27 protein-coding genes are annotated in these 26,089 nt (G+C 69.3%); 3 read left to right on the top strand and 24 right to left on the bottom strand.

The genetic code is table 11. The features are described 5' to 3' along the window. Nucleotides 1–175: 175 nt before the first annotated feature. From QJ043_RS02285 to lepA, 4 genes are all read right to left on the bottom strand, one after another. A complete protein-coding gene (locus QJ043_RS02285) occupies nt 176–721 on the bottom strand; it encodes a glutathione peroxidase (protein WP_283712548.1) in 546 nt (181 codons plus the stop codon). Between the two features lie 58 nt (nt 722–779). Then, nucleotides 780–1,988 carry a coproporphyrinogen-III oxidase family protein gene (locus tag QJ043_RS02280; protein ID WP_283712547.1) on the bottom strand — a complete coding sequence of 403 codons (1,209 nt, stop codon included), beginning with the start codon at nt 1,986–1,988 and terminating at the stop codon, nt 780–782. Then, entirely contained in the window at nt 1,981–3,093 is a 1,113-nt protein-coding gene (locus QJ043_RS02275) for a tRNA dihydrouridine synthase (protein WP_283722717.1), read from the bottom strand. Before QJ043_RS02275 ends, QJ043_RS02280 begins: the two co-directional genes overlap by 8 nt. A 95-nt stretch (nt 3,094–3,188) precedes the next feature. Next, nucleotides 3,189–4,997 (bottom strand): translation elongation factor 4, encoded by a 1,809-nt coding sequence (lepA, locus tag QJ043_RS02270; RefSeq protein ID WP_283712545.1) that lies wholly within the window; start codon nt 4,995–4,997, stop codon nt 3,189–3,191. Nucleotides 4,998–5,127: 130 nt separating this feature from the next. Here lepA and QJ043_RS02265 point away from each other — a divergent pair, with 130 nt between their 5' ends. Both QJ043_RS02265 and rpsT read left to right on the top strand, forming a co-directional pair. Then, nucleotides 5,128–5,265, top strand: coding sequence for a hypothetical protein (locus QJ043_RS02265; RefSeq protein WP_283712544.1), 138 nt, complete (start codon nt 5,128–5,130; stop codon nt 5,263–5,265). Nucleotides 5,266–5,395: 130 nt separating this feature from the next. Then, nucleotides 5,396–5,662: a 30S ribosomal protein S20 gene (gene rpsT / locus QJ043_RS02260; RefSeq protein ID WP_283712543.1), complete on the top strand. Its 267-nt coding sequence runs from the start codon at nt 5,396–5,398 to the stop codon at nt 5,660–5,662. 69 nt (nt 5,663–5,731) lie between these two features. On the opposite strand, the gene holA is transcribed toward rpsT, so the two are convergent. From holA to pyrR, 14 genes are all read right to left on the bottom strand, one after another. Further along, nucleotides 5,732–6,715, bottom strand: a complete 984-nt coding sequence (holA, locus tag QJ043_RS02255) for a DNA polymerase III subunit delta (RefSeq protein WP_283712542.1) — start codon at nt 6,713–6,715, stop codon at nt 5,732–5,734. 30 nt (nt 6,716–6,745) lie between these two features. Beyond that, entirely contained in the window at nt 6,746–9,091 is a 2,346-nt protein-coding gene (locus tag QJ043_RS02250; protein WP_283712541.1) for a ComEC/Rec2 family competence protein, read from the bottom strand. Next, the gene (locus QJ043_RS02245) at nt 9,084–9,854 is read right to left on the bottom strand and encodes a ComEA family DNA-binding protein (RefSeq protein WP_283712540.1); all 771 of its coding nucleotides are present in this window, start codon (nt 9,852–9,854) and stop codon (nt 9,084–9,086) included. Before QJ043_RS02245 ends, QJ043_RS02250 begins: the two co-directional genes overlap by 8 nt. A gap of 239 nt (nt 9,855–10,093) precedes the next feature. Beyond that, the gene (thiI, locus tag QJ043_RS02240) at nt 10,094–11,326 is read right to left on the bottom strand and encodes a tRNA uracil 4-sulfurtransferase ThiI (protein WP_283712539.1); all 1,233 of its coding nucleotides are present in this window, start codon (nt 11,324–11,326) and stop codon (nt 10,094–10,096) included. Beyond that, a complete protein-coding gene (locus QJ043_RS02235; protein WP_283712538.1) occupies nt 11,326–11,607 on the bottom strand; it encodes a DNA-directed RNA polymerase subunit omega in 282 nt (93 codons plus the stop codon). Before QJ043_RS02235 ends, thiI begins: the two co-directional genes overlap by 1 nt. Nucleotides 11,608–11,613: 6 nt before the next feature. Further along, nucleotides 11,614–12,177, bottom strand: a complete 564-nt coding sequence (gene gmk / locus QJ043_RS02230) for a guanylate kinase (protein WP_283712537.1) — start codon at nt 12,175–12,177, stop codon at nt 11,614–11,616. An 11-nt stretch (nt 12,178–12,188) separates the two neighbouring features. Further along, a complete protein-coding gene (mihF, locus tag QJ043_RS02225) occupies nt 12,189–12,497 on the bottom strand; it encodes an integration host factor, actinobacterial type (RefSeq protein WP_283712536.1) in 309 nt (102 codons plus the stop codon). A 131-nt stretch (nt 12,498–12,628) separates the two neighbouring features. Then, nucleotides 12,629–13,225, bottom strand: a complete 597-nt coding sequence (pyrE, locus tag QJ043_RS02220) for an orotate phosphoribosyltransferase (protein WP_283712535.1) — start codon at nt 13,223–13,225, stop codon at nt 12,629–12,631. A gap of 83 nt (nt 13,226–13,308) precedes the next feature. After that, nucleotides 13,309–14,034: an orotidine-5'-phosphate decarboxylase gene (gene pyrF / locus QJ043_RS02215; protein ID WP_283712534.1), complete on the bottom strand. Its 726-nt coding sequence runs from the start codon at nt 14,032–14,034 to the stop codon at nt 13,309–13,311. Next, complete coding sequence (locus tag QJ043_RS02210; RefSeq protein ID WP_283712686.1) at nt 14,028–14,936, bottom strand: dihydroorotate dehydrogenase; 909 nt, start codon at nt 14,934–14,936, stop codon at nt 14,028–14,030. Before QJ043_RS02210 ends, pyrF begins: the two co-directional genes overlap by 7 nt. A gap of 53 nt (nt 14,937–14,989) precedes the next feature. Further along, a complete protein-coding gene (locus QJ043_RS02205) occupies nt 14,990–15,781 on the bottom strand; it encodes a dihydroorotate dehydrogenase electron transfer subunit (RefSeq protein ID WP_283712533.1) in 792 nt (263 codons plus the stop codon). Nucleotides 15,782–15,900: 119 nt separating this feature from the next. Then, nucleotides 15,901–17,190, bottom strand: a complete 1,290-nt coding sequence (locus tag QJ043_RS02200) for a dihydroorotase (RefSeq protein ID WP_283712532.1) — start codon at nt 17,188–17,190, stop codon at nt 15,901–15,903. Further along, on the bottom strand, nt 17,177–18,109 hold the full coding sequence (locus tag QJ043_RS02195) for an aspartate carbamoyltransferase catalytic subunit (protein WP_283712685.1): 933 nt from the start codon (nt 18,107–18,109) through the stop codon (nt 17,177–17,179). The genes QJ043_RS02200 and QJ043_RS02195 overlap by 14 nt, the downstream gene beginning before the upstream one ends. Beyond that, entirely contained in the window at nt 18,109–18,663 is a 555-nt protein-coding gene (pyrR, locus tag QJ043_RS02190; protein ID WP_283712531.1) for a bifunctional pyr operon transcriptional regulator/uracil phosphoribosyltransferase PyrR, read from the bottom strand. Before pyrR ends, QJ043_RS02195 begins: the two co-directional genes overlap by 1 nt. 499 nt (nt 18,664–19,162) lie before the next feature. Between pyrR and QJ043_RS02185 the strand changes: the two genes are divergently transcribed. Further along, nucleotides 19,163–20,668, top strand: coding sequence for a VanZ family protein (locus QJ043_RS02185; RefSeq protein ID WP_283712530.1), 1,506 nt, complete (start codon nt 19,163–19,165; stop codon nt 20,666–20,668). Nucleotides 20,669–20,842: 174 nt separating this feature from the next. On the opposite strand, the gene QJ043_RS02180 is transcribed toward QJ043_RS02185, so the two are convergent. The 6 genes from QJ043_RS02180 to QJ043_RS02155 form a co-directional block, all read right to left on the bottom strand. Further along, nucleotides 20,843–22,627: an isopeptide-forming domain-containing fimbrial protein gene (locus tag QJ043_RS02180; protein ID WP_283712529.1), complete on the bottom strand. Its 1,785-nt coding sequence runs from the start codon at nt 22,625–22,627 to the stop codon at nt 20,843–20,845. A 1-nt stretch (nt 22,628) separates the two neighbouring features. Further along, nucleotides 22,629–23,132, bottom strand: a complete 504-nt coding sequence (locus tag QJ043_RS02175; protein ID WP_283712528.1) for a hypothetical protein — start codon at nt 23,130–23,132, stop codon at nt 22,629–22,631. Beyond that, nucleotides 23,125–24,063, bottom strand: coding sequence for a hypothetical protein (locus QJ043_RS02170; RefSeq protein WP_283712527.1), 939 nt, complete (start codon nt 24,061–24,063; stop codon nt 23,125–23,127). The genes QJ043_RS02175 and QJ043_RS02170 overlap by 8 nt, the downstream gene beginning before the upstream one ends. After that, nucleotides 24,041–24,724, bottom strand: coding sequence for a hypothetical protein (locus QJ043_RS02165; RefSeq protein WP_283712526.1), 684 nt, complete (start codon nt 24,722–24,724; stop codon nt 24,041–24,043). The genes QJ043_RS02170 and QJ043_RS02165 overlap by 23 nt, the downstream gene beginning before the upstream one ends. 70 nt (nt 24,725–24,794) lie before the next feature. Further along, nucleotides 24,795–25,502 (bottom strand): SipW-dependent-type signal peptide-containing protein, encoded by a 708-nt coding sequence (locus QJ043_RS02160; RefSeq protein WP_283712525.1) that lies wholly within the window; start codon nt 25,500–25,502, stop codon nt 24,795–24,797. Then, nucleotides 25,487–25,954, bottom strand: a complete 468-nt coding sequence (locus tag QJ043_RS02155) for a signal peptidase I (RefSeq protein ID WP_283722716.1) — start codon at nt 25,952–25,954, stop codon at nt 25,487–25,489. Before QJ043_RS02155 ends, QJ043_RS02160 begins: the two co-directional genes overlap by 16 nt. Nucleotides 25,955–26,089: the final 135 nt, after the last annotated feature.

Raw genomic sequence — 26,089 nt, 5'->3', positions numbered from 1 at the left:
CGGGTGGGGCTCCTGTCGCCGGGTGCTCTCAGTAACCCAAATACGATAGGAGAGCCGGTAATCCCGGTCAAGAACAGGGGTTTGTCCCCATGAAAAGAGGGCCGCCCCTCAAGGCGACCCTCGTCAACCGCGCAGTGAGACGCTCTCGTCTTTTTGAAGTGTCCCACCCGGGGCGTTACAGTTGCTCCTTCACGGCCTCTTCCACGACGGCCATGTCAACGGTGGGCTCGAAGCGCGCCACCACGTCGCCGTCCTTGGAGACGAGGAACTTGGTGAAGTTCCACTTGATGTCGTCGTTGTCCGCGTAGTTCGGGTCCACGTTCTCCTTGAGGTAGCCGTCCATGAAGTCGGCCTTCTCCCCCGTGAAACCCTCGAAGCCCTGCTGCTCCTTCAAGAAGGCGTAGAGCGGCAGCTGCCCGTCGCCGTTCACCTCGGACTTCTTGTACTGCTCGTAGGGGGTGCCGAAGTTCGCGGTGCAGAAGGTGTGGATCTCCTCGTCGGTGCCGGGCGCCTGGTGCCCGAACTGGTCGCACGGGATGTCGATGATCTCGAGGCCCTGTCCGGAGTAGGTGTTGTACAGGTTCTTGAGATCCTCGTACTGCGGGGTGAAGCCACAGCCAGTGGCAGTGTTGACGATGAGCATCGGCTTGCCCTGGAACTCGGAGAGCGAGACCTCCGTGCCGTCGGGCTTCTCGACAGTGAAATCGTAGATGGACGCCATGGGCGCTCCTTTCCGTCGGTGAATGACCGCTGAGGAGAATTCCCACCGCCTAGCAGTGTTATTCAGAGGCCAGGCTCCACAACCGCCCGAAGACGACGTTGCCGAGAAGCCACCCGCGTTCAGTGGGGCGCCACGCGTCATCCACGCGGGCGAGAAGCCCGTCGCGCTCGAGCCCGCGCAGTGCGCCGAGCACGCGCTCGCGCCCGAGGAGGCGGCCGGCGCGGGCCACCTGTTCGCCCGGGATTCCCTTGCTCGTGCGGGCGGCGAGCATGAGGTCCTCCGCGGCGGCCTCGCCGGCAGTGAGGAACTCGACGTCCCAGGCGAGCGGCTCGAGCGCCCCATGCGCGGACGCGACGGCCGGCGCGGTCGACGTGCACGAGAACCGCGCGCGCTCATTGCCGTCGGGCATCGCCGGAAGGCCCGGGGCCAGCTCGCGGAACCGCTCGTACAGCGCGCGGTGCGCCATCGACGCCGCACCGGTGCCGAGCCCAAGGTACGCCGAGCCGTCCCAGTAGTGCCCGTTGTGACGGCAGTCCCTCCCGGGGAGCGCGTAGCTCGCCACCTCGTAGCGCTGGAAGCCGGCCGCCCGCAGGAGCGCCTCGGCCTCCTCCATCGCATCGGCCTCCCGGTCCGTGCTCGGGAGCTCCATGCGGCCCTCGTCCACCGCCCGGCCGAACGGCGTCCCCTCCTCCACCTGGAGCGGGTAGACGCTCACGTGCCCGACGCCGCAGCCGAGCACTCCGCGCACGGAGGACCTAAGGCTCTCCGGGGTCTGCAACGGGATCGCGCCCATGAGGTCGCACGACACGTCGAGGCCGGACACTGCGGCAAGACGCAGCGCCTCGATCGCCGTCTCGGCGGTGTGGACGCGTCCGAGCGCGCGCAGCTCGCGGTCGTTGAGCGATTGAACGCCGATCGAGACACGCGTCGCCCCGGCCTCACGGGCGGCCACGAGCTTCTCGGCGGTCAGGGACTCGGGGTTGGCCTCGAACGACAGCTCGCCCACCGGCCCCGAGATCTTGACGAGCCGCACGAGGTCCCCGTCCGCCAGAAGCGTCGGCGTGCCGCCGCCGATGTAGGCGGTCTCGAGGGCGCCGAGCAGCCCGGCGCTCCGGACCCGCTCGACCATACCGGCGACCGATACCGCGTACTCGCTCAACAGCGGGTCGCGCCGGTCGCACGGGGCCGACTCGAAGTCGCAATAGGCGCACTTGCTCGCGCAGAAGGGGACGTGGAGATAGAGCGCTCGGAAGTCCTTCTCAGCCATGCGGCCTCCCTTCGGTCGCCGCTGTCCCTCGTTCTGTGGTTTGTCCCGCCAAAAGTGCAGAACGAGGGACCTCTCGGCACTTTTGCCGGCCCGCGGGCCTCGGATCTGCAGAACGGGGGCGCGTGACTCTGTGATCAGTCGAGAGCGGCGGCCCTGCGGCGTCCGCCAGCGCGCAGTACTCATCCACCGACGAGCAGTGCATCGCGCGCTCGCGCCACGACGCTGCGTTCGGCAATCCACGCAGGTACCAGCCCGCGAGCGAGCGTGCCCGCGCTAGGTGCGCCCCCGTCGCCTCGAGGAGCCTCACATGCAGCTTGAACGCGGCGATCCGCTCGTGCGCCGTATGCTCCGGCACCGGCTCGCCGCGCAGCAGCGCGAGCGCGTCCGAGAAGATCCACGGGTTCCCGTAGGTCCCCCGGGCCACGAACACGCCAGCGGCGCCAGTGCCGAGCAGCTCGACGCAGCGCTCTGGCGTCAGCGCGTCGCCAGTGGCAATGACCGGAATGGACAGCTCGGCCGCGATCTTCGTGACCGGGCCGTCGTCCGACTCGCCGCGATAGAACTGCGACGCGTACCGGCCGTGCACGCCGATTGCCGAGGCGCCGGCGGCCTCCACGGCCTTTGCGAGGTCCACCACCTGGTCGCCCGCGGAGCCCTGTCCGTCCGGGCGCCGCGCGCGTCGTGTCTTCACCGTCACGGGTACGTCGCAGTGCTCGACGCACGCTTGCACGATCTCGGCGGCCAACACAGGAGAGTCCAGCAGCGCAGAGCCCTCCCCCTTCTTGGTCACCTTGGGCACCGGACACGCCATGTTCACGTCGATGAGGGCGAGACGCTCGCCGAGCCGCGCCTGGACCTTCTCGGCCGCCTCGGCGAAAAGCTCGGGGTCGCTGCCAAAGAGCTGCACCGCAAGGTCCGGCTCGGCCGGGTCCGGGTCCACGAGCCCCCAGGTCTTCTCGCCGCCGTAATGGATGCCCGCGCAGGACACCATCTCGCTGTAGCCCAAGGCAGCGCCGCCGGCCTGCGCCATCAGGCGGTACGCCTGGTCGGAGACGCCGGCCATCGGCGCCATCAGGAAGGGGCTGTGCGCCAGTGCGGCGCGCACGTCATCAGGCGTCGAAGCACCTGCAAAAGTGCTCCGTCCCCTTTTGCAGGTCAGGCCGCACTCGGGTCCGTACTGCTCGAGCAGCTCTTCCGCCGTCACTCGTCCACCTTCAGCACGGCGAGGAACGCTTCCTGCGGCACCTCCACGCGCCCGATGGACTTCATGCGCTTCTTGCCCTCCTTCTGCTTCTCGAGGAGCTTGCGCTTGCGCGTGATGTCGCCGCCGTAGCACTTGGCCAGCACGTCCTTGCGCACCGCCTTCACGGTGGAGCGGGCGATGATCTTCGAGCCGATGGCGCCTTGGATCGGCACCTCGAACTGCTGGCGCGGGATCATCTCCTTGAGCTTGTCGCAGAGGCCGCGCGCGAGCGGGTAGGCCTTGTCCTTGTGCACGATGAACGAGAGCGCGTCCACGTCGTCGCCGGAGAGCAGGATGTCGAGCTTCACGAGGTCGCTCGGGCGGTACTCGTCGAACTCGTAGTCGAGCGACGCGTAGCCTTTGGTCCGGCTCTTCAGCTGGTCGAAGAAGTCGAGGATGAGCTCGGCCAGCGGGATCTCGAAGTGCATCTCCACGGACTTGTCGGAGAGGTAGACCATGTCCGCCATCTCGCCGCGGTGCTCCACCGCGAGCTGCATCACGGCGCCCGTGAACTCCGGGGGCACGATGACCTTCGCCTTCAGGTACGGCTCCTCGATGTGGTCGATGGAGCTCGGGTCGGGCAGGTCCTGCGGGCTGCGGATGTCCACCATGTCGCCGTCCGTGAGGTACACGTGGTAGTCCACCGACGGGCTCGTGGCGATGAGGTCGAGGCCGAACTCGCGCTCCAGCCGCTCCTTGACCACCTCCATGTGGAGAAGGCCGAGGAACCCGACGCGGAAGCCGAAGCCAAGGGCGACGGAGGTCTCGGGGTCCCACACGAGCGACGGGTCGTTCACGCGGAGCTTCTCGAGCGCGTCGCGGAGGTTCTCGTACTCCTTGTTGTCGATCGGGAAGATGCCGGTGTAGACCATCGGCTTGGCCTCGCGGTACCCGGGGAGCGCCTCTGCGCAGGGACGGTCGGCGTAGGTGAGCGTGTCGCCCACGCGCACGGCAGCGGGGTCCTTGAGGCCGGTCACCACGACGCCGACCTCTCCCACCGCAAGCTCTCGCACGGGCACCTCGGCCGGCCGCTTCACCGCCACGGCGTCCACGAGGAAGTCCTCGTCGCCCTGCATCATGTGCAGGCGGTCGCCCTTCTTGATGGAGCCGTCGAAGACGCGCACCATCGCCACCACGCCGCGGTACTCGTCGAAGTACGAGTCCAGGATCAGCGCCTTGAGCGGCGCCCGCGCGTCGCCCTCCGGGGGCGGCACGAGGAAGACGATCGACTCGAGCAGGTCGTGGATGCCCTCGCCGGTCTTGCCCGAGACGCACACGGCGTCTTCGGCCGGGATGGCGAGCTCCTCCTCGATCTCCTCGCGCACCTCGTCCGGGTGCGCGCTCGGCAGGTCGATCTTGTTGATGGCCGGCACGATCTCCAGGTTCGCGTTCATCGCCAGGTTCGCGTTCGAGACCGTCTGGGCCTCGACGCCCTGGGTGGCGTCCACGACGAGCACCGCGCCCTCGCAGGCGGCGAGAGAGCGCGAGACCTCGTAGGTGAAGTCCACGTGCCCCGGCGTGTCGATGAGGTTGAACTGGTAGGTCTCGCCGTCGTCCGCGTCGTACATCACGCGCACGGCGTTGGACTTGATCGTGATGCCGCGCTCCTGTTCGATGTCCATCGTGTCGAGGAGCTGCGAGCGCATGTCGCGCTCCTCGACCGTGTGGGTCAGCTCGAGGATGCGGTCGGAGATGGTGGACTTCCCGTGGTCGATGTGCGCGACGATCGAGAAGTTCCGGATGTGAGAGGTGTCAGTCGTAGTCATGTCAGCCAGTGTACCCCGTCCCGGGATGGCTCACGGGCGGTCTCTGGCCGGCGCAGGTCCTTGACGGGGTCGGGGCCTTCCATCAAATTAGGGGAGCTTAGTGGCCGATCGTGTTCGCGGACGGAGGGGCGTGGCTATGGGCACCGCGGGCTTCATGAGCACCGACGCCGTCGTCGCGGTCGGAGCGCTGGCGCTGCTCGTCGCGGTCTTCGTGACGATGATCCTCTTCTGGGCCCGCCGCCACGGCGAGGGCACCAGCGAGGCGTGAGGGCGCTCCCTTCCTGCGGATATCCTGCGCAGGGGACAGGCGTTTGATTCTCTGTGCTAAACTGACGCAGTTGCCCATCCGTGTCTCAGCCGAGGGGCCTCACACAGTACGCATATGGAAGGATCCGCACGTGGCAAACATCAAGTCGCAGAAGAAGCGCATCAAGACCGCTGAGAAGGCGCGCATGCGCAACCGGGCCTACAAGTCCCAGCTGAAGACCGCCGTCCGCCGTGTCCGCGAGGCTGTGGCCGCTGGCGACCAGGAGCTCGCGCAGCAGAAGGCCAACTACGCCTGCCGTCTCATGGACAAGGCCGTCACCAAGGGCATCATCCCGAAGAACCAGGCCGCCAACCGCAAGAGCGGCGTCCAGAAGATGGTCAACAAGATGGGCGAGTAGCCCCTCTGCGACAATCAGACGCACCCACAAGGCCCGGGGTCCCCGGGCCTTTCTTTGTGGCGCGGCGTCTCATGCCAGCTCGCTCACGCGCGGAGCACCCGGCACGCAGAGCGACACGACCCACAGGCGCATGGCCGCGTCGGCGTCGGCGAGCGCCCCCCGACCGGCGCCCTTGACGGCTCGCTCCACCTCTGCCGCGTCCTCGATGCCGTGCACGAGCTCCGCCTCCGAGAAGCCGCGTGCCCACCGCGCGTGGTTCTTGAAGCGCCATTGCGGGCCACCCAGCACCCCAGCGGCGGCTGGTCCCGCGCAGCTGAAGCAGAGCAACTCTTCGAGCCGCGCCACCGTCATCGACAGGACCGCGACCACGGACGTGCCACCGAGGTCGCCGAGCAGCTCCAGCGCGCGGGCCGAATCGCGAGCGCAGACGGCGTCGGCCACATGCCACGGCTTGACGTCCTCCACCCGGCGGACGTTCGCGACAATGTCCTCGCGGCTCAAGAACGCCCCCGGTCCGTGCGTCTCCGCGAGCCCCGCCAACACGGAGTCGATGAGGGCCTCCGACTCACCGAGCCGGGACACCAGCTCGTCGGCCGCCCCGGGGCCGAGCCGCAGACCCCTGCCCTCCGCCATCGCGAGCACCACCGGGGGGAGTTTGAAGCCCTTGACGGGCTCGCAGTCGATGACGGCCTTTGCGCCGAGCCGTGCGACGGCCTTGTAGAGCCGCGTGTTCTTCGCGAGCGTCGGGCAGTCGAGCAGCACCACCGCGTCCGGGTTCGGGCTCTCCAGATAGTCGAGGAACGCCTTCGTCGTCTCGGCCGGGAGCTTGTCCGCGTCGTGGACGATCACAACGCGGGGCCCCTCGCCGAAGGGCATCTGTCGGCACGACCCGACGAGCGTCGCCGGCTCGACATCGCGGGCGTTGCGCAGCTCGTCCAGGTTGAAGTCCACGAGGGACGGATCCACGTGCCGCTTGAGGTGGGCGCAGGCGCGGGCACGCTTCGCGTCGTTCTTCCCCACGGCAAGATACGCAGGCAGCAGGCGGTCCGCCATGGCCCTCCTGTCCTCGGCGGTCACGTGGGGTCAATCATAGGGCATGGCTCCTCCTGCGGTGCGCACCCGCACCGCAGGCCCGTCAGGGAGGACGCACACGTCGCCCACGTCCTTGGTGCAGAGGAAGACAGACCCTGCCGACTCAAGGGCCGTGACGCACTCCCCCGCTGGATGGCCGTACGGGTTGCCCTCGCCCGCCGACGCCACCGCGACGGTCGGTGCGAGCGCCGCGGCCTGCTCGGGGGTGACTGCGACGGACGAGCCGTGGTGCCCCACCTTGAGGAAGGCAAGGGCCGGGAGCTTACCGATGAACTCGGCCAAGCTGTCGGACTCCGCATCCCCGGTGAGGAGGCCCCACACGCGGCCGTTCCGCTCGAGTGTCAGGCAGAGCGAGTCCTCGTTCTCGGAGCCGTCGCGAGGCCCCTGGGGCCACACCACGCGCAACGTCCACGAGCCCACTGCCACCGTGTCCCCTGCGGACAGCTCGACCAGCTCGGCCCCAAGCCGGTCGCGGGCCATCCGAACGTCGCCGGTCAGGTTCTCGGCGACGCCGCTGCCGACCACAAGCGACCCGACCGCGCAACACCCGGGGAGCGCGGCCAAACCGTCCACATGGTCGTCGTGCTGGTGCGTGAGCACGACGGCGTCCACTGATCGGATGCCGGCCCGTGCCACCGCTGACGCGACGGCCTCGTCCGGCCCGGTGTCCACGAGAACCGCGTGCAGGCCGTCACGAATGAGGATGGCGTCTCCCTGCCCCACGTCGAGCACGGTCACCGACGGTGGCGCCAGCACGGCGGCGAGCAGCGCCACTCCTGCCATCACACCAGCCGCGCCCGCTATCCAGAGCACGGTGAACCGGCGTCGCAGGAGCCCGTTCGGTCTGGGCCACCAGGTCCAGACGGCGACAAGCAGCAACGCGGTGAGGACGAGCGGCCATGGCTCGGCAAGCGACACCGCCACGGTCGCCAGCGGCGACGACGCCACGGTCGAGGCGATCGTACACAGCAGACGCCCGAGCACGGAGAGGGCGCCCAGCAGCGACTCCCCTACCACCGGCACGCGTCCCAGCGCCAGGGCGGCGAGCGCGAGCGTCATGAACGGGCCGATGAACGGCGCAGCGAGCACGTTCGCGACCGGGCCGAGGACGGCGAGCGACCCGAACGCGCCCGCACAGAGTGGCGCGCTGGCGACTGAGCACGCAAGGGAGGAGGCCGCGCTCGAACAGACCTCCCGCCACAGGGAGACCACCCGCCGACGCCAGGGGGTGGGCACTCGTCGGAACGTCGGGGCCGGCAGGAGCCGCTCGACCCAGCCCTGCGCCCACGGCCCCACGAGGCACAGGGCCGTCACACAGCTCGCAGAGAGCGAGAACCCGAGGTCGCCCGTCACGCACGGGTCCCAGGCCACGATGAGCAGCCCGACGACGCCGAGCGCTGTGAGGGGGCTCGCGCGCCGCACCACGAGCGACGAGCCGAACGCCGCCGCGCTCATGCCCCAGGCGCGGAGGGCGGAGACCGGCGCCCCGCAGAGCAGCACGTACAGCGCGGCCACGGACAACGTGAGAGCGCCTTTGGCCTCACGCGCCATCTTGAGGCGCCCCACGATGCCGGCCAGAAGCCCCGTCACGAGCGCCACATGAGTCCCCGAGACGGCGGTGAGGTGTGCCATCCCGGCTCCCGAGAAGTCGTCTGCCACGCCAAGACTTTTGAGCGCCGTCTTGTCTCCCAACACCATGCCAGCAGCCAGGGCATGGCCCGGGTCTTCGAGGTCCAGGACGCCAAGCAATGACCGTCTCGCGGCCGTGAGCGCCCCAGCGAGCCCGTTCGCGCCGTCGGTCGACACGCGGGCCAGCCTCACCGTGCCGAGCATGCCCCGGGCACGCGCGCTGCGCCCGAACTCGTCGTCCGAGACTGCTGCGAACGTCCCGATGCCGGTGACCGTCGCTCCCTCCTCGAGGGCATGGTCGGTCGCGAGCCACACCGTGCCGAGCCGGCGGCCCTCCTGGTACGCGGCGGCGGTGGTGCGCCACGAATAGGTGCCCGGGGCCGACGCGCCCTCCGTCCGGAACCGCAGGGTCGAGACGGGCGTGTGGGCCAGCGTGTCGGTGGCGGCCGAGAGCGAGCACGACGTCGCCCAGCCCAGCGCCGCCCCCACTCCGAGCGCTGCCGATGCGAGCACGAGCCCGAAGGCGCGCCGCCCACGCCGCCATCGTGCCGCGGAGAGGATCACGCCGGGCATCGCGACCGCCAAGGTCCACGGCAGCGCGCCGTCGCCTCCCCAGAGCACCGCTCGCGCCCCCGCGAACAGCGCCACAAAGAGGAGAAAGGCGAGGGGCAGTGCTGGGCGCTCGGGGAAGGTCTGGCCCTCAGACACAGATGTCGCCCTCCACCTTGGCGAACTTCTTCTCGCCGATGCCCGAGACCCGCATGAGGTCCTCTTTGGAGGTGAAGGGGCCGTTCGCCTCGCGGTCCTCGATGATTGCCCGGGCTGTGGCCTCCCCGACCCCGGAGAGAGTGCAGAGATCGTCCACGCCGGCGGTGTTGATGTTCACGAGCGCGACCGGCGCCGGGCCCGACGTCGTCGTTGCCGTCGTCGTCGTTCCCTGGGCTGCCGTGGGCGCCTCGCCGGCGACGGGCACATGCACCTTGCAGCCGTCGGAGATCGGCTCGGCCAGGTTGACGACGCTCGTGTCGGCGTCGCCGGTCAGGCCGCCGGCGGCGGCAACCGCGTCATTGACACGCAGGTCCTCCCCTTCCAGCACATAGAGGCCCGGGCTCGCGACCGCCCCGTCCACGTGCACCTGCACCGATGCGGTCGTCGATGGCTCGGGCTCGGCGGCCGCCTCGGATGTCCGGTCCCGCGCTTGTTCCGGCGCGCTCGTCTCGTCGCCCGCTGTCGCGCCGTCGGCCACCGTCTCGGTCGCCTCGCTTTGGCTCCCCCGTTCCACAACCACCTCCGACGGGGTGACGAGCCTCCAGGCCCCCACGGCTCCGACCGCGCACAGCACCACTGCGGCAGCGACGGCCACGGCCCCCTTCGGCTCGAGCCCGAGCCTCCGCGCCCAACGCGGCGCCCGCGTCCGCCGCCTCGTCCCCGCTGCCGCGCGCTTCGGCTCGGCACCCTTCCGCTGCGCCATGGCTCCCCCTCTCTGCCGTAGCGGCCGAGGATACCGGACGGCTGCGCCAGAGTCTGGTCCTTCCGTCCTCAGAGTCCGACACGTTCTGGCCGGCCGTCGCAGCGTCTGTCAGCGCGTGCCATCGGCGCAGGGAAAGCGTTCAAATGCGAAACGACCCGCCGGCGCTGCCGACGGGTCGTTTCCTGACGTTCAGGGAAGAATCCACCTGGCCTCCACAGAAGGGACGCCGAGAGCAGAGACTACAGCGGCGCGAGCTCTTCGTGACGCGGCCGCCACCGCTTCGGCGGCCGGTACGCGGCGCAGCCTGGGAAATCCACCCACTCCACCTCGTCCAAGAGGCGTTCGGCCATGGCCTCGTGGTCGAAGGCCTCCCAGGCCGTGTGCACGTCGGCGAGGCGCGCGTGCGTCTCAGGACGGCGCGGCATGAAGAGCGTGCAGCAGTCCGGGACCGTCTGAGCCGAGAGCTCGTACGTGCCGATGGCCTTGGCACGGGCCATGATCTCCTGCTTGTCGGAGCCGATGAGCGGCCGGAGCACCGGCAACCCCTCGACCACCTCGCTCGTGGCCGTGATGTTCTCGAGGGTCTGTGAGGCCACCTGACCCAGCGACTCGCCCGTGACGAGCGCCTTCGCGCCCTCGACCCGCGCTATGCGTTGGGCCACGTCGTACATGAGGCGGCGGTACATGATCACGCGAAGGGATTGCGGGACCGCGAGGGCGATCTCCCGCTGGCAGTCACCGAACGGCACCACATAGAGACGCCCGATCGCGCCCTCCGGCTGCAGCGCGCGCACGATGTCCTGGCACGTCCACTCCGAGGCGTCGCTTGTCTGCGGACGCCCCGAGAAGTGCACGGGCACCATCACCGCGCCCCGTCGTCCCATCATCCAGGTCGCGACCGGCGAGTCGAAGCCGCTGCTGAAGAGGCTCACGCACTTGGCTGCGGTCCCGACGGGGAGGCCGCCCACGCCCGGCTCGCTCGCGCAGTACACGTACACGTTGCCCTGGTTCACGAGCACGTGCACGGTGGCGTCCGGTTCGTGGACATCCACCTTCTTCTCGGGGAACGCATGGCAGAGCGCAGTGCCCACCAGTCTGTTGAGATCCATCGTGTGGAGCTCATAGTCGGTGTTCGAGCGCTTGGCATGCACCTTGAACGTGGAGAACGGCTCGGCCTCAGCGAGCGCCTCGACGGCGGCGGCGCAGAACTGCTCGGGGTCGCGCTCGCAGCGGAACGCGACCGACACACGTGCGACGCCCGGCACCTGCCGAATCAGCGGGGCGGCAACGAGAGGGGCCTCGGCCGTCGAGAACGTCACCAGCAGATGGCCGGAAATGCGCCCCACGTGCGCGACGGGAAGGTCGCGCAGCGCGAGGCGCAGGTTCGTGCAGAGCTGGTCCTCAAAGGTCTTGCGGTTCTTCCCCTTGAGCCCGATCTCGTGGTAGTGGACGAGGCAGACGCGGGACGCCATCAGTTGTTGACGTCGCCGTCGGCGATCTCGACGTCGAACTCGGCGGCGTCGTAGCCCAGGGTGCCGTCCTCCAGCTCGTTCATCGCGATGGAGATCGGGTCCTTGCCGCTGACAACGGTCGTGATGTCGTCCACGTCCTGCACGGCGGCCACGCGGAGGTGCTGGCCGCGGAGCATGTTGTTGATGTCACAGGCGCGCTTGGACGCGATCGAGCACAGGAGGAACGGGTTCTCCTCGGTCTTGGCGAGCAGGTCGTCGATTTGCGGCTTGGTGATGGACATGAAACCTCACTTCGATTCCTCGGCCTGGACGAGCTCCGCCAGCTCGGCGGTCGCACGCTCCAGGTCGTCGTTCACAATGGCGGCGTCGTAGGCCTTGGCCGCCTCGTACTCCCGTGCCACCTGCGCCAGGCGCACCTGGATCCTCTCCTCGTCCTCGGTGCCCCGGTGGCGCAGGCGGTGCTCAAGCTCCTCGCGCGACGGGGGCTCGATGAAGACGAGCACCGCGGCGTCGGGGAACAGGCGCTTGACGTTGAGGCCCCCTCGGACGTCGATCTCGAGAACCACGGAATGCCCCACCTCGAGGTTCTTCTGAACCTCGGAGCGGAGCGTGCCGTAGCGGTTGCTGCCGTACTGAGCCCACTCGACGAACGCGCCCTCGTCCACGAGCCGGTCGAACTCCTCGTTCGACAGGAAGTGGTACGACACGTCGGGCACCTCGCCGGGGCGCGGGTCCCGCGTGGTGGCAGAGACCGTCAGGCCCAGGTCCGGACGCCGCTCGCGGAGACGCTCCACGAGGGTGCCCTTGCCCACGCCCGACGGCCCAGAGACGACAAAGAGACGCGGTGTCACAGAAAGCCGCGCTACTTGGAGAGGATCTCGAGCAGACGCTCGCGCTGGCGGGCGCCGAGGCCCTGGACGCGGCGCTTCGGGGAGATGTCGAGCTCCTCCATGATCTTGGCGGCCTTCGCCTTGCCGTAGCCCGGCAGGGACTCGATGAGGGCGCGGACCGGCATGCGCGCGGCGGCCGCGTCCTCGGAGTTCAGCACGTCCTCGAGGGAGACCTCCCCGTTCTTGATCTTCTCGCGCAGCTCGGCGCGGGCGTGACGAGCCTCGGCGGCCTTCTTCAGGTTCTCGGCGCGCTGCTCTTCGGAGAGCTGGGGAAGTGCCATGGAAAACTCCTAACCAATTTGACGTCAAAAGGGCGCCCTAAGCCGGGGACCCTCGTGCGTTCTTTGGGCAGAACGAGCACCAGTGTGGCGATTCGCACGCTGCTTTGCAAGACAATTCGCTGATTTAGCGGCTACCTTGCGATCCTGCGCGAGCCGAGCGACTCCGGCGCGCCGCCGTTCTTGCAGAGCTGGCACTCTTCCGGCGCCCAGCTTGCCACGGGGAACGACAGCAGCGGGTAGAACGGCGCGTCGAAGGCGCGACCGCTCCCTCGGTCGATGAGCGACACGACGCCGACGACCTCGCCGCCGGCCGCCTCCACGAGGTCGCAGACCTCCTTGACGGAGCCACCGGTGGTGACGACGTCCTCACAGACGAGCACCTTGGCGCCCTGGGGCACCTCGAAGGAGCGGCGGAAGGTCATCGCGCCCTCGACGCGCTCGGAGAAGATGAAGTCGCGGCCGAGCGCGTAGCCCATCGCGAAGCCGAAGGTGATGCCGCCGACGGCCGGGCTCGCCACCAGGGTCACGGCGTCGCGGACCTCCTCGGGCAGGCGCGCGGCGGCCTCCTCGGCCAGCTGCACAGTGAGCGTGGGGCTCTCCATCAGGCGCGCGCACTGGACGTACGTGTCGGAATGGCGCCCGCTCGTGAGCACGAAGTGCCCGTGGCGCACGGCGCCGGTCTCCTCCAGGATGTCGACGATCTGCTCGTCGGAAAGTCGCTCTGCCATGGTTCTCTCTTTCGTGTCTAGAGCCCCGGCCTGCCCGGCCGCCTCAGGGAGCGGCAAGGCAGGCCGGGGTCGGTTCGGTTCCGTTACAGCGCCTCGGCCACCTCGTCCACGATGGCGTCGAACGTCGCCACCGGGTCGTCGGCCGCCGTGATCGGACGCCCCACCACGAGGTGCGACGCACCGGCCTTGATGGCACCCGCCGGGGTCGCCACGCGCGACTGGTCGCCGAGCGCCGCCCCCGTCGGACGCACCCCCGGGGTCACGATCAGGGCGTCGGGCCCGAGGAGCTCGCGCAGCATCGCGGCCTCGTTCGGCGAGCACACCACACCGTCCGCACCGTTGGTGCACGCGAGCGTCGCCAGGCGCTTCACCTCGTCGGTGAGCGGCTCCCCCACACCGATGGTCTCGAGCGTGCCCTGGCTCATGGACGTGAGGACCGTGATCGCGATCACCCGGGGCTCCACGTCGCGGTCACAGGAGTCGGCGCCCGCGCGGGCGGCCTGCACCATGTCGGCCCCTCCGAGGCCGTGGATGCTCAGGATGTCGGCGCCCGTCGCGACCGCGCTCGCGGCCGCCCCCCGCACTTGGTGCGGGATGTCGAACAGCTTGAGGTCCAGGAACACCTTGAAGCCCTGGCTCCGGAAGTAGTCGACGATGGAGGGCCCCTCCGCGTAGAAGAGGGTCATGCCCACCTTGACCCAACGGGCCTTCCCGGCCAGCTTGTGCGCGAGCGCGACCGCCTCGGTGCGGTCGCAGTCGAGGGCCACGATCACGCGGTCGGCGGCCTCGGCCCGCCTGTCCTCTAGCATTCGAAGGCTCCGATCAGCTCGTTCACGTCGTCGACCCCCTGGCTCTCGACCCACGCGGTGAGCTCCTGGAGGATGCGCGGAGCGCACGTCGGGTCCCACAGGTTCGCGGCGCCCACGGAGACGGACGTCGCGCCGGCAAGGATGAACTCAGCCGCGTCGCGGCCCGAGCTCACACCGCCCACGCCGTTGATGGGAATCTGCACGGCCTGGGCCGCCTCCCACACCATCCGGACGGCGATGGCGTGGCACGCAGGGCCGGAAAGGCCGCCGGTCGGTCGCGACAGCTTCGAGCGGCGCGTGTCCACGTCGATGGCCATGGCCGGGATCGAGTTGATGACGGAGAGCGCGTCGGCGCCGGCGGCCTCAAGGGCGCGGGCGACCTCGGGGACGCGCGTCGGCGCCATCTTCACGAGGAGCGGCCTCTCCGTGCGCGGGCGCACGGCCTTGATGACCTCGGCGGCCCCGTCCGGCGTGGAGCCCATCGCGATGCCGCCCTGCGCGATGTTGGGGCAGCTGATGTTGATCTCGAGGCCGGCGGCCCACGGAGCGAGCTCCTCGAACTGCTCCACCGCCGCCACGTACTCCTCGACGGAGTGGCCGGCAACCTGGCAGATGACCGCGGTGCCCTTCTCGGCGAGCTTTGCCAGGTACTCCCCTGCCTCGGCCACCATCCCCTTGACGCCCGGGTTCTGCAGGCCGACGGAGTTCATCACGCCGCCGTACACGTCGCACATACGGGGCGCCGGGTTGCCCGGCCACGGCTCTGCCGCGCAGCCCTTGGTCGTGATGGCGCCGAGCTGCGACACGTCATAGAACCCCTCGAACTGCCAGCCGAACCCGTAGGTGCCGGAGGCCGTGTTGATGGGGTTCTTCATTGCGATGCCGCCCAGGTTCACGGCCATGGAGGGGCCTTGGGGCTCCTCTTCGACGACCTCGGTCGTCAGGATCTCCTCGCTCACCAGACCACCTCCGCAGCGTTCATCACAGGGCCGCCCATGCACGCGCCCACCGCGCCGTTGACCGTCGGCACCACGCAGGTGGCGCAGGCGCCGAACCCGCAGGTCATCATCCGCTCCATCGAGACCTGGCAGGCCACCTCGTACTCGGCGCAGAGCTCGGCGCACTTCCTCATCATGGGCTCCGGCCCGCACACGAGCACGAGGTCGTAGCGCTCCTCGGGGAGCGCGGCCTCGAGCGCGTCCGTGGTGAGGCCCTTGGCGCCCGCCGTGCCGTCGTCGGTGACGACGACCACATGGTCCGCACCGTAGGTCAGGAACCGGTCCACGCCCCAGAGGGCGTTGCCGGTCCGGGCGCCCACGACCACGTCGTAGGCAAGTCCCTGAAGCCCCAGGGCCTGCGCGGCGCTCGCGATGGGCGTGACGCCCACCCCGCCGGCCACGAGCAGGCAGCGCTTGGTGAACGCGTCCAGCTTCCATCCATGGCCGCCCGGCCCCAAGATGGTCGTCGTGGAGCCGGGCTCCATGCGGGACAGCGCCTCAGTGCCCGGCCCCACCACCGTGTAGACCGTCTCGACGGTGCCGGCGTCGAAGTCGCAGGTCACATACGAGAGGGGCGCGCGCGAGACCTGCAAGGGCTCGCCCGGGACGGCGACCGACATGAACTGGCCGGGCGAGAGCTTGGCCGCGAGCACGGGCGACTTGACCACAAGACGCCAGAGCCCCTCGGCCACGCGCACGTTCGAGACCACTTCGGCCTCGTGGACGCGCGCCAACGAAGGTTGGGGCATAGGGGTCCTTTCCGTAAGAACCGACAGGTAAGGCCAGTGTAGCGGGAGGTGAGCCCGCACAGAGGAACGGGGCCCCGAAGGGCCCCGAGCCACGTTTACGACATCTCAGGACAGGTGGGTCACTGCACGACACCGTTGGCCAGGGTGCGCTTGCCGGCCACGAACACGTCGCTCGCGGCACCGTGCAGGCGCTGGCCCAAAAACGCGCTGTTCTCCGCCTTGGACTCGAAGTACTCCGGGGTCACGGTCACCGGCGCCTCGGGGTCGATCAGCGTGAGGTCGGCAACGGAGCCCGCCTCCAGCCTCACCGGCTCGAGCCGCAGCACGCGGCGCGGCGCGACCGCGGCCACCTCGACGAAGCGCGGCCAGCTGAGCAGGCCCTTCTCGACGAGGTTCGTCATCATCAGCGGCACGGTGGTCTCGAGGCCGATCGTGCCGAAGTAGGCGATCTCGAACTCGCAGTCCTTCTCGTGCGTCGCGTGCGGCGCGTGGTCGCTCACCAGGCAGTCGATGGAGCCGTCCAAGAGGCCCTCCACGAGCGCCGCAGCGTCGTCGCGGGTGCGCAGGGGCGGGTTCACCTTGAGGTTCGTGTTGTAGGAGTCGGTGATGTTCTCCTCGGTCAGGAACAGGTGGTGCGGCGTGACCTCGCAGGTCACGGGCAGCCCGTCGGCCTTGGCGGCGCGGACGAGGTCGAGCGAGCGCGCGGTGGAGATGTGCGCCACATGCAGCGGGCAGCCGGTGAGGCGGCAGAGCTCGATGTCGCGCATGACCTCGAGCTCCTCGCCGAGCGCCGGCCAGCCGAACATGCCGAGGCGGGTGGAGGCGCGGCCCTCGTTGATCACGCCGTTGCCCGTGAGGCTCTCGTCCTCGCAGTGGGCGATCACGGCGCGGTCGAACTGGCTCACGTACTCCATGCAGGTGCGCATCATGCCGGCGGACTGCACGCCGTGGCCGTCGTCGGAGAATCCGGCCGCGCCCGCGAAGGTCATGTCGCCGATCTCGGCCAGCGCCTCGCCGTCCTCGCCGCGCGTGAGCGCGCCGATGGGGTGCACGCGGTTGAGGCCTACCTTCTCGGCCGTCACGATCTGGAAGGCGACGGCAGTGCCGTTGTCGGTCACGGGCTGGGTGTTGGGCATCGTCGCGACGTCGGTGTAGCCGCCGTGGGTGGCCGCGCGGCAGCCGCTCTCGATGTCCTCCTTGTACTCGAAGCCCGGCTCGCGGAAGTGCACGTGCATGTCCACGAGGCCCGGCATGAGCACCTTGCCCGCACAGTCGACGACCTCGGCGCCCTCGGGGGCGTCGATCGCCGGCGCCACCTCCACGATGGCCCCGCCGTCGATCAGCACGTCGACCGGCTCGTCAAGACCCACCTGGGGGTCGACGCCATGGGCGCCCTTAAGCAAGATCATTGTCGTCTCCTCCCAGGAGCAGGTACAGGGCGGCCATGCGCGTGCACACGCCGGCGTTCACTTGGTCGAGGATCTTGGAGTTGGGCGCGTCGGCCACCTCGCCCATGATCTCCATGCCGCGGTTCATCGGGCCGGGATGGCACACGATGGAGCCCGGCTTCATCCGGGCGGCGCGCTCCTTGGTGAGGCCGTAGAGGCGGTTGTACTCGCGGCGGCTCGGGATCGCGGCCCCGCCCATGCGCTCCAGCTGCACGCGGAGCATGTACACGACGTCCATCTCCTCGATGACGTCGTCGATCGAGGACGTCTGCTCGACGCCGTAGTAGGCGGGGTCGATCACCTGGAAGGTCGGCGGCCCGACGAGCGTCACCTCGGCGCCCATGGTCTTGAGCGCGGGGACGAGCGACCCGGCGACACGGCTGTGGAGCAGGTCGCCCACGATGGCGACCTTGAGGCCGTCGAGGTGGCCGAAGTGCTCGCGGATCGTGTAGAGGTCGAGCATCGCCTGCGTCGGGTGCTGGTGCTTGCCGTCGCCGGCGTTGATGACCTTGGCGTCGGTGTTCTCGGTGATGACGTGCGGGGTGCCCGCAAAACTGGCGCGACAGACGAACGCGTCCACGTTCATGGCGCTGATGGTCTGAATGGTGTCGGCAAGGGACTCGCCCTTGACCACCGAGCTCTCCTTGCCGCCCATGTTGAGGGTGTCGGCGGAGAGGCGCTTCTCGGCCAGCTCGAAGGAGCTGCGGGTGCGCGTCGAGGGCTCGAGGAACAGGTTCACGATCGTGCGGCCGCGGAGCGCCGGCACCTTCTTGATCGAGCGGCTGTTCACCTCGTCGAAGGAACGCGCGGTGTCGAGGATCTGGGTGATGTCGTCGGCCGTGAGGCTCGTGGTGTCGATCAGGTTGCGCACGGAAAGCATCACAGGGCCCCCTCTTTCTCCCAGATCTCAACCGCCATGTGGTCGTCCAGCGGCGGCAGACACACACGCACGTCCTCCTCGTGGGAGCTCGGCACGTTCTTGACCACGTAGTCGGCGCGGATCGGCAGCTCGCGGTGCCCGCGGTCCACCATCACGGCCAGCTGGATCGTGGCCGGGCGCCCGAAGTCCATGATCGCGTCCATGGCGGAGCGCACGGTGCGGCCGGTGTACAGCACGTCGTCCACGAGCACGATGTCGCGCCCGTCCACGTTGAAGGGGATCTCGGTCTTGTGGAGCACCGGGGCGATGCAGCGGGTCACGTCGTCGCGGTAGAAGCTGATGTCGAGAAGGCCGACCTGCGGACGGGTGCCCTCGATCTCCTCGATCTGGTCGGCGAGCATGCGCGCGAGCGTCGCGCCACGGCGGACCACGCCCACGAGCGCGATGGTCTCCGCCCCCTCGTTGTGCTCCAGCACCTCATGGGCGATGCGACGGATGCCACGCTCCATCGCCTGCTGGTCCATGATGGTGGCCTTTGGCTGTTCCTGTCCCATCCGGCTCCTTCCTTCTTCCAAAAAAGTCCCTGGCCTCAACGGTCAGGGACATCCCAGGGAGGCGGCCGGACGGCCGCGTTATGTTCCCTTGACGATGTCCCGCACCGCGCTTAAAGGTCGCTGACGAGTGTAGGAGGGGCGTGACGGGATTGCAAGGGCTCGCCCCGGGGCGACACCGGAGACACAAAGATGGTCTCCGCGGCTGCGGCGCCTCGACTCCCGGAACCACGTGCCGACATGCGGCCAATCGCGGACGCCTCCGTATGCGGACATCAGGAGCCGCTCGCAATCACAAGCGCATCCGTTCAACAGATGTTGCCCGGTCGTTGCCTGCCGCTGTCATGTCCTCCGGCATAGTGGAGCTACGGGCACCCGGGGCTCGCCTGTGAGCCGTGAGGCGGTGGCTCGTTCGCCGCCTGTTTTGCTTCGGACCCTTGCAGGCGTCGCGGCAGTGGGCCTCTTGCCGTGGAGAGGCTTCTGTTCCAGGTTGGAGGTTCCTATGTCGAGAGCGAGATCGGCCGCACTGTCGGTGACCGTCGGGGCTCTGGTGTTCGTCGCCCTCTCGTGGATCTGCAACAACGAGGTCTACGGGGCGATGGTGGGGCTGCTCGGGTACAGCGCGGCCTCTGACCCGAGCATTGGCTTGTTCTGCGCGGTCATCGCCATTCTCTGCGGGACGTCGCTCGGACTGCTCACGGCTGGCCGGCTTCCTCGATGGCTCGCGGCTGCCGACCTGGCGCTCTACGGCTGCTGTCTGCTCGCGGTCGCCTTGTTTAAGAGCGTTGGCGTGCGCGAGGTCAACCTCGACGTCGGGGAGCTCCTCGCGCAGGCGTCCGACAACCCTTGGATCCTCTGGCTGAACGTTCTCGCCTTTGTCCCGGCCGGAGCCCTGCTCCGTCATGCCACGTCGTCGTACGCACGGTCGTTCGCCACGCTGCTCGGCCTTTCGCTGGGCCTCGAGGTGGCGCAGTACGTGCTCGGGTTGGGGGTGGCCGACGTTTTGGACGTCATCGCGAACACCCTGGGAGGCATTGCAGGCTTTGCCGCCGCCGACACCGTCGTCATGCGCGGCTACCGAATCGCCTGTCGAGAAGGGTCCCTTGCGGTGGTGCACGACGCTCCAGAGCCCCGCCGTTGGGAGTTCGTGTCCCCGTTGGTTTTGGCCTCCGCGCTCCTTTCCTGTGTCGTGCTGGCTGTCACAGCGGCCATCTCCCCTGTGCGAGCCACAGGGGAGCCCTTCGTTGAGGAGCTCTCGGCGCAGGAGCTGGCCTGGATGGGCGACTCGGCCCCGAGACCCTTGGATGCCGGCTTCTCCGACGACCTGTGGCTCGACGGGGACGGCGACGCACGGAAGAGCCCCTTTTCGATTGACGGGTCGACCCTCGTCGTCGAGGGCACCATGATCCAAGCGGACGAGTGGGTCTCCGAGGAGGGGGCGCGCTATTGCGGCGTGGCGGTGGCCAACGACTCGCGCCTTGGCGAGGGGCTCGAGACGCTCTCGGTGCCTGTTGTGGCGACCGAGAGCACCCGATTCCTCCTTTGGGGCAAGCCCGTGGACATGACGGCTGCGGTCGAATCGTTCGCCACAGTGGGACCCCGGCAAGTGACGGCCCGGCTCGTGGGGCACAACGGCTGGCTCGAGGCCTCCGAGATCGATCTCGGGGACCTCGCCGCCCCCGCTCCCGAGTCGCCCGGGGCCACGTTCAACTGGGGCGTGTACGGCGACTTGCTGGCGAACGCCGGCCGCGGCGTGTGGGAAGCCTCCGGGGACGGAGCCGCGCACCTGAGGGGCTACGTGCACTGCACGGCAAGCCTGGACGAGCTGGGCGAGCGCCGCTACGCGACGCTCGCCTGCCCTCGGCTGGTCGCCGGTGTGCCCGTCCTGCGCTCCCTGAACGTCTGGCTGGACGGCGATCCTGACTCCGGGTCGTGGGGCTGGTGCGGCGACCTCCGCGACTTCACGCTCGCACGCGACGGCGGTCGATTCGTGCTGACAGAGCGGTAGCGCCGAGCCCGTTGAGAGACGGGTGTCCCCACGCCGGAAAGAGCTGGCATCCGACATTCGTCCGTACGACACCAGACCAAGCTGTTGTCGCCTCGCTGCTGGAAAAGGGCCGGCGCCGGCCCGAACGGTGTCGGCGCCGGCCCTTTTCCATCGCTCTTGTTCACCCGGGCACCCTCACCGAACCTCGTTCACCGCATGGGCGCTGTGGCGCGGGCCGTCCGGCCTCAGGAACCGGTTCGTGAAGGTGGCCTGCAGCACGCCGTCCGACGGATCGTCGAGGGAGTCCAGGTCGAAAGAGCCCACCTGGCCGTCGGCGCGGAAGGACCCACCGGATCCGGTCAGGGAATGGAACTGCCACCCGGAGGCCGCAAGCTCGGTGACCTCGAGCGAGCCCTCGAGCCCCGACACGTCCACCTCTATGGCCTCTGACGAGCCGGGTTCCGGTGCAAGCACTGCCCACTTCTCCACCGCGTCGCCCGACGCCGCAGTGCCAGAGACCTTGACCGGGAAGGCGGGGCGCCCGAAGGCGGCGTCCCATTCGCCCTTCTCGGCCCTCTTCGTCACCTTGAGCACGCGAAAGCGGACCCCCAGGGTGAGGGTTGCGGGCCCGGACTCCTTGGAGACCGTGCCCTGACCAGGGTCGGCGCTCTCCACAACGACGGTGCCCGTGTTCACGACGTCGTCCAGAGCGCAGCCCCGCCTCACTGCGGTGCCGGAGACCACGACCCGGTAGGTTCCCCCGGCATCCACGTCCTCCGGATCCAGCGCCTCCAGCCGGAGCGTCTGCCGCTCCCAGGTGGCCATCCAGGAGCCGGTCACGTCGATGTCCTTGGGGACGCCGGCGGCCTCGTCCTTAAGCTTCACCACGACGACCCTCGCCTGCGAGACGTCGAGCCGGGAATCGAAGGTGTCCGACACCCGCAGGGTCTTCGCGGCCGCCGCCCCCACCACATAGGGGTAGGAGACGTCGAGCACCCAGTCGACGATGTCGCCCCGCCTGGCAGGGGCTGTCTCTGCCATCTTCTCCTTGCCGGCCACCGAGCCCACCAACTTCCCAATGCGCGGGTACCGCTCGGTGTCCGGGTACGTCACGTACTCCTGCCTCCAGCCGGTACCGCACCCGAAGCCGGTCCACTCGAACTCGTAGGAGGGCTCGGTCACGTAGAAGACCACGGACGAGTCCCAGGTCGACTCGTCGGTCTCCGTTGGCGAGCAGAGCCAGCCGTTCTCCTCGCAGCACTCGACCGCGCCGGACGCGACGGACGGGTGGCCGGACACGTTCAGCTTGGTCTTGGTGGAGACATAGAAGGTGCGTCCGACCCCGGATCCCAGTCGGATGGACTCTCGATAGCTCTGGTACCCGGCGCCCCAGAACTGGTCGATGTCCACGAACATGACCGCCATGCCCTCTGTCGGCATCGGGAAGGGCTCGTCGGTCCCCTGTTTCAGCAGGTCCACGTGCACCTTCACCTTAATGCCGGGCTGGAAGGTGCCCACCCGCTTTCCGGTCGCCGTGTCGAAGCCGTAGCCACAGAAGTCGCCGATGTCCCCCGTGCGCGCGCACGCGCTCCCGTCGACGGTCGCGCCCTGCCATTGGATGAAGAAGAGCGGCTTCACGCCGGCCGACGCCACGCCGTAGTACTTCCCGTCGCCCGAGGCGTCGAGCGTCACCCGCGCGTCGCACCAACGCCCGTCCGTGGACCGGGCGAACTTCGACATCCGCCAGGAGAACGCGCCCGGCACGGACCAGGGTCGGGAGCCGTCGCCGGTGTAGTGGAGGATCCAGGCCCTCCCGTCCTGATTTCGGAACCCCCCGTTCGCGGGCGTGCACTCAGCCCGTCCGATGCCTGCGCCGAGCCGCACGTCCGTGATCCGTTGGTTCGGCAGCTTGTTCAGATAGCAGCCCGAGGCGGGCGCGTCGCTGGGCCTCGCCACCTTCTTCGCGGTCCAGTTCGCCATGTCAGAGCTCCTTTCCCACACGGGCGAAGGCGGACACCGGCTCGTCCCCGAAGGCAGTGGAACAGGACTCCAAGCACACGGTGATCGTGGAGCCCGTTGTGGCCTTGGCGCCGGTCATGAGCGGGTCCGAGAGCGCGCCCGGCGCCAACGGGTGCCCGTAGTACCACCAGCCATCGTCGTTTCGGTCCCAAGCGGCCCCGTTGTACTCGACGGCGGTGACGTCCTCGGTGGAGGAGACCGCCACCAGGCCGCGTACCCAGCAATCGCAGTTGCCGGTGTTCCGGGCCCGGGCCACTTTTCTGACGCTGCCGGAAGGGTCCGGTTTGGGATCGAACTCCTCCTGGACCTCGATCACATTGTTGGCGGCAACGAACGAGTTCGTGGCCGAATCGTCGTCGGTCAGATGAGCCAGGGCCGGGGTAGCCGTGATGAGGCTCCCCACCGAGGCCGCCGCCAGTGCGAGCGCCTGCCTGCGTGTCACCGTCGCGTGCCTGTCGTCAGTCATTGCGCCTCCCTTCCTCCCGGCTCCGGCGCTTGGTGGCCCAGGCGCCGACGCCCGCCGCCACCGCCGCGAGGCACCCGGCGACGAGCCCCACGCCCGAGCCCATCTGGTAGAGACCTCCGGAAACCATGCCGCCCGCAGCGGGCGTGGGCGCCTCGGCCTCCTCGATGTCCCGGGCCTCGAGCGACACGCTCACGCCCGCGTCCGAGAGGGCGAGGCCGTTGCCCACCGACGTCGGCAGGGACAGCTCCACCGTCACAGACAGCTGTTGACCGACCCCGAGGGTGCCGAGTTCCAGATGAGAGCCCGCGAGCCCCGACACCTCCGAGGCCTTCCCCTCATGGACCGTCGAGTCGTTGACGACCACCGTGAGGTCCAGCTCCCGGAGCAGCCCCTCTGCCCGCTCTCCCTGCTCGGAGACCGAGCAGGCCAGGAGCACCTCGCAGGGCCTCCCCGACGAGTTCGTCACGGTGACCGTGCGCTCCCGGGAGTCGCCGGGCACGTCCGGAGCCAGACCCTCGAAGAGGTCCGCCGCGGACGGGTCGAAGACGCCCGCGCCCCCGTAGGACACGGCCAGCGCCTCGAGGGTCTGCCTCCCGGTGTCGGTCTGCGGGCTCGGCGGGGCCTCCGCGGCACCGTCTCGCCATCGGGCGGCGGTGTCGGTGCCGCTCGCGCCCCTGCGGCTGCCGGCGGTTGCGCTGTCTCCTTCCTCCGCGGCGTCGCTCTTGGCCGCCGCAGTGTCGGCGCCGTCGGTCTCGCCGTGTTCGATCCCCTCGGTGGTTCCTTCTGCCGGCTGCACCACGATGGCATCGTCTCCCAAGGCCTCGGCCGCGCTGGCCGTCCCGAGCGGCACCGCCAGAGGCGACGCGAGCGCCAGGCAGAGTCCGGCCGCGATCGCACCGTGGACCCGCCTAGGACGCCGCTCGCTGGTCATGGTCTCCCTCCTTCCCCGCCTCGCCGGCGTTGTCGTCCGCGTCCAGCCTGTCTCCCGTGCCCGCGGCCTCGTCCTCAAGGCTGCCTGTCGTCCCCTCGGCGGCTCCTGCCCGAGCGTGCACGCAGGTCTCTGGCTCGACGTCGCCCCACGGGGCATCGGCCGCGAGGTCCTGGACGAAGTGCTCGGCCTGCACGGCCTCGAACTCCACGTCGAGGACCAGCTCGCGCCGCTGTCCGCCCCGCCACTCCAAGGGCTCATAGGCCTCTTCCGACCACACCACGGAAGCGCCGTCGCCGAGAGGCTCCACGAGGTAGGTCCAGCCGTCCGCCGCGCGCCACCAGGGGGCGCCCACCGGCGGACGGTACTCGGAGGACACGGGCTCGCGCCCTTCTTCGGACAGCCAGGTGCGCCCCCGCACCCAGCAGGTGGCCCCGAGGTTCTCCACGAGCACGTTGGAGGGCGCCGTGGCGTCGTCGAAGACCGTGTCTGTCCCCGCAGGGACGCCCTGGGCGACGGCGCGGATGTCGACCGTGTCCACCTGCGCGCGAGCCTCGGAGACGTGCCCGGTCGTCGCGGCGAAGGCAGCGCCAAGGCTCCAGGCCGTCGCGCCGAGCGCAACGACGCCAGCCGCAAGGAAGCCCCTGCGCGTCGTTGATGTCATGTCACCCACCTCCCTGTGCAACGGGCCCGCCGACGCGAGGCAACGGGTCCGTTGCACCTCAGCGCCCCGCCTACGCCCAGTTGGAGCTGGGGTTCTGCAGCTTGTAGGCAGCATAGGCGTCGGCGCAGCTCGCGAAGCCCTGCTTCTGGATGCCGTAGCCCTCGATCTCGATAGAGAGCGGCGCGTCGGAGAGCTGGCCCTCGACCACGTTCGCCAGCGTCACGCTTGAGAAGATGGCGCTGCCGGTCTTGGCGCCGGCGCTCACGGCCTCCTTGTCGTAGCGATAGGTGTGCCACGTGACGTCGTTCACCTTCACGCCCGTGCCCACCTCCGCCCAGCCGGGGTTGAGCGTGTAGCTGAACAGCTCGATCTCGCTGGTCTTGGTGGTCCCGTTGTCTATCACGTGCTTCACCGACTTCGTGGGCACGCCCACCCGGGCAAAGCACCAGGCGTCGGTGGTGGAGCCGTTCTTCACGTACGGGTCCTTCGCCACGGTCTGGGTGGGCGTCATCTGCTCCACCACGTCCGGGACGCCGTCCTTGTCGGTGTCCGGCAGCTTGTCCCACTCGGGCTCGTCGACCTGGACCTTGAGGTCGGCGGCCACGTTGAACTTGTTCGTGACGGCGTCGTTGTCGGTGAGGTACGCCAGCGCGCTGCCGGCGCCCAACACGCCCGCCAGGCAGAGCCCCACGGCAGCCGCTGCCGGCGCACTGCCCCGGAACGCCCTCGTCAACCTGCGGGAGACCCGCTTGGCCCTCGCGCTCATCTTCTTCGACATGGCACACGTTCCTTTCTCTCAAGGCGCCCCCGCGCCTCTCTCCACGCGTCCTCACGTGACGCGCATCCCCACACCAAGCACCCCTCCAGGGCGATCGCCCCGGCCGCCAGCATCTCTGGGTGCGCCTCGCACTGCTCCCAGGCGGCCCCCACGCCGGGTGCCACTGCGACCACGATCCCGCGCACGGCGGACAGTCCCACCGGCGTCCCGTCCGACGTGTCGTTGGCGTCCCCTTGCGTGCGCAGGGCACCGTTCTCCTCCTGGGCCACCACGCGGTGGATCACGGTCACCGCGCCGGCCTCGAACGCGACCACCTCCCCCACCCACTCCTCGGATGCCGCGACAGGACGGCACACCGCGAGCGCGCCCGTCGGAACGGATGGCTCCATCGATCCGCTCTCAACGACCCAGCACGTCCAGCCCATCGCCGTCCCGGTGACAGCGACGGCCACGCAGACCGCTTGGGCTCCGAGCAGCGCGGCGCACCACAGGCGAGGCCCTCCTCGAATGCCACGTCTGTTGCGAGGCCCTCCATGCGCTCTCAGCCGAGCTAGCAGCGAACCCACCAGGAGCAGCGCTCCGAGACC

Origin of the sequence: Kribbibacterium absianum (assembly GCF_030067705.1) — a bacterium.
GTDB classification, from domain to species: domain Bacteria; phylum Actinomycetota; class Coriobacteriia; order Coriobacteriales; family Atopobiaceae; genus Kribbibacterium; species Kribbibacterium absianum.
The sequence above is the reverse complement of the archived record's forward strand: the minus strand, read 5'-3'. Positions and strand labels throughout refer to the sequence as shown.

What these genes read in the sequence shown, in the direction of transcription:
- QJ043_RS02285 (WP_283712548.1), bottom strand. Translation starts at nt 721, where the DNA reads ATGGCGTCCATCTACGATTTCACTGTCGAGAAGCCCGACGGCACGGAG.
- QJ043_RS02280 (WP_283712547.1), bottom strand. Translation starts at nt 1,988, where the DNA reads ATGGCTGAGAAGGACTTCCGAGCGCTCTATCTCCACGTCCCCTTCTGC.
- lepA (WP_283712545.1), bottom strand. Translation starts at nt 4,997, where the DNA reads ATGACTACGACTGACACCTCTCACATCCGGAACTTCTCGATCGTCGCG.
- holA (WP_283712542.1), bottom strand. Translation starts at nt 6,715, where the DNA reads ATGGCGGACCGCCTGCTGCCTGCGTATCTTGCCGTGGGGAAGAACGAC.
- QJ043_RS02245 (WP_283712540.1), bottom strand. Translation starts at nt 9,854, where the DNA reads ATGGCGCAGCGGAAGGGTGCCGAGCCGAAGCGCGCGGCAGCGGGGACG.
- thiI (WP_283712539.1), bottom strand. Translation starts at nt 11,326, where the DNA reads ATGGCGTCCCGCGTCTGCCTCGTCCACTACCACGAGATCGGGCTCAAG.
- QJ043_RS02235 (WP_283712538.1), bottom strand. Translation starts at nt 11,607, where the DNA reads ATGTCCATCACCAAGCCGCAAATCGACGACCTGCTCGCCAAGACCGAG.
- mihF (WP_283712536.1), bottom strand. Translation starts at nt 12,497, where the DNA reads ATGGCACTTCCCCAGCTCTCCGAAGAGCAGCGCGCCGAGAACCTGAAG.
- pyrE (WP_283712535.1), bottom strand. Translation starts at nt 13,225, where the DNA reads ATGGCAGAGCGACTTTCCGACGAGCAGATCGTCGACATCCTGGAGGAG.
- pyrF (WP_283712534.1), bottom strand. Translation starts at nt 14,034, where the DNA reads ATGCTAGAGGACAGGCGGGCCGAGGCCGCCGACCGCGTGATCGTGGCC.
- QJ043_RS02210 (WP_283712686.1), bottom strand. Translation starts at nt 14,936, where the DNA reads ATGGCCGTGAACCTGGGCGGCATCGCAATGAAGAACCCCATCAACACG.
- QJ043_RS02205 (WP_283712533.1), bottom strand. Translation starts at nt 15,781, where the DNA reads ATGCCCCAACCTTCGTTGGCGCGCGTCCACGAGGCCGAAGTGGTCTCG.
- QJ043_RS02200 (WP_283712532.1), bottom strand. Translation starts at nt 17,190, where the DNA reads ATGATCTTGCTTAAGGGCGCCCATGGCGTCGACCCCCAGGTGGGTCTT.
- QJ043_RS02195 (WP_283712685.1), bottom strand. Translation starts at nt 18,109, where the DNA reads ATGCTTTCCGTGCGCAACCTGATCGACACCACGAGCCTCACGGCCGAC.
- pyrR (WP_283712531.1), bottom strand. Translation starts at nt 18,663, where the DNA reads ATGGGACAGGAACAGCCAAAGGCCACCATCATGGACCAGCAGGCGATG.
- QJ043_RS02185 (WP_283712530.1), top strand. Translation starts at nt 19,163, where the DNA reads ATGTCGAGAGCGAGATCGGCCGCACTGTCGGTGACCGTCGGGGCTCTG.
- QJ043_RS02180 (WP_283712529.1), bottom strand. Translation starts at nt 22,627, where the DNA reads ATGGCGAACTGGACCGCGAAGAAGGTGGCGAGGCCCAGCGACGCGCCC.
- QJ043_RS02175 (WP_283712528.1), bottom strand. Translation starts at nt 23,132, where the DNA reads ATGACTGACGACAGGCACGCGACGGTGACACGCAGGCAGGCGCTCGCA.
- QJ043_RS02170 (WP_283712527.1), bottom strand. Translation starts at nt 24,063, where the DNA reads ATGACCAGCGAGCGGCGTCCTAGGCGGGTCCACGGTGCGATCGCGGCC.
- QJ043_RS02165 (WP_283712526.1), bottom strand. Translation starts at nt 24,724, where the DNA reads ATGACATCAACGACGCGCAGGGGCTTCCTTGCGGCTGGCGTCGTTGCG.
- QJ043_RS02160 (WP_283712525.1), bottom strand. Translation starts at nt 25,502, where the DNA reads ATGTCGAAGAAGATGAGCGCGAGGGCCAAGCGGGTCTCCCGCAGGTTG.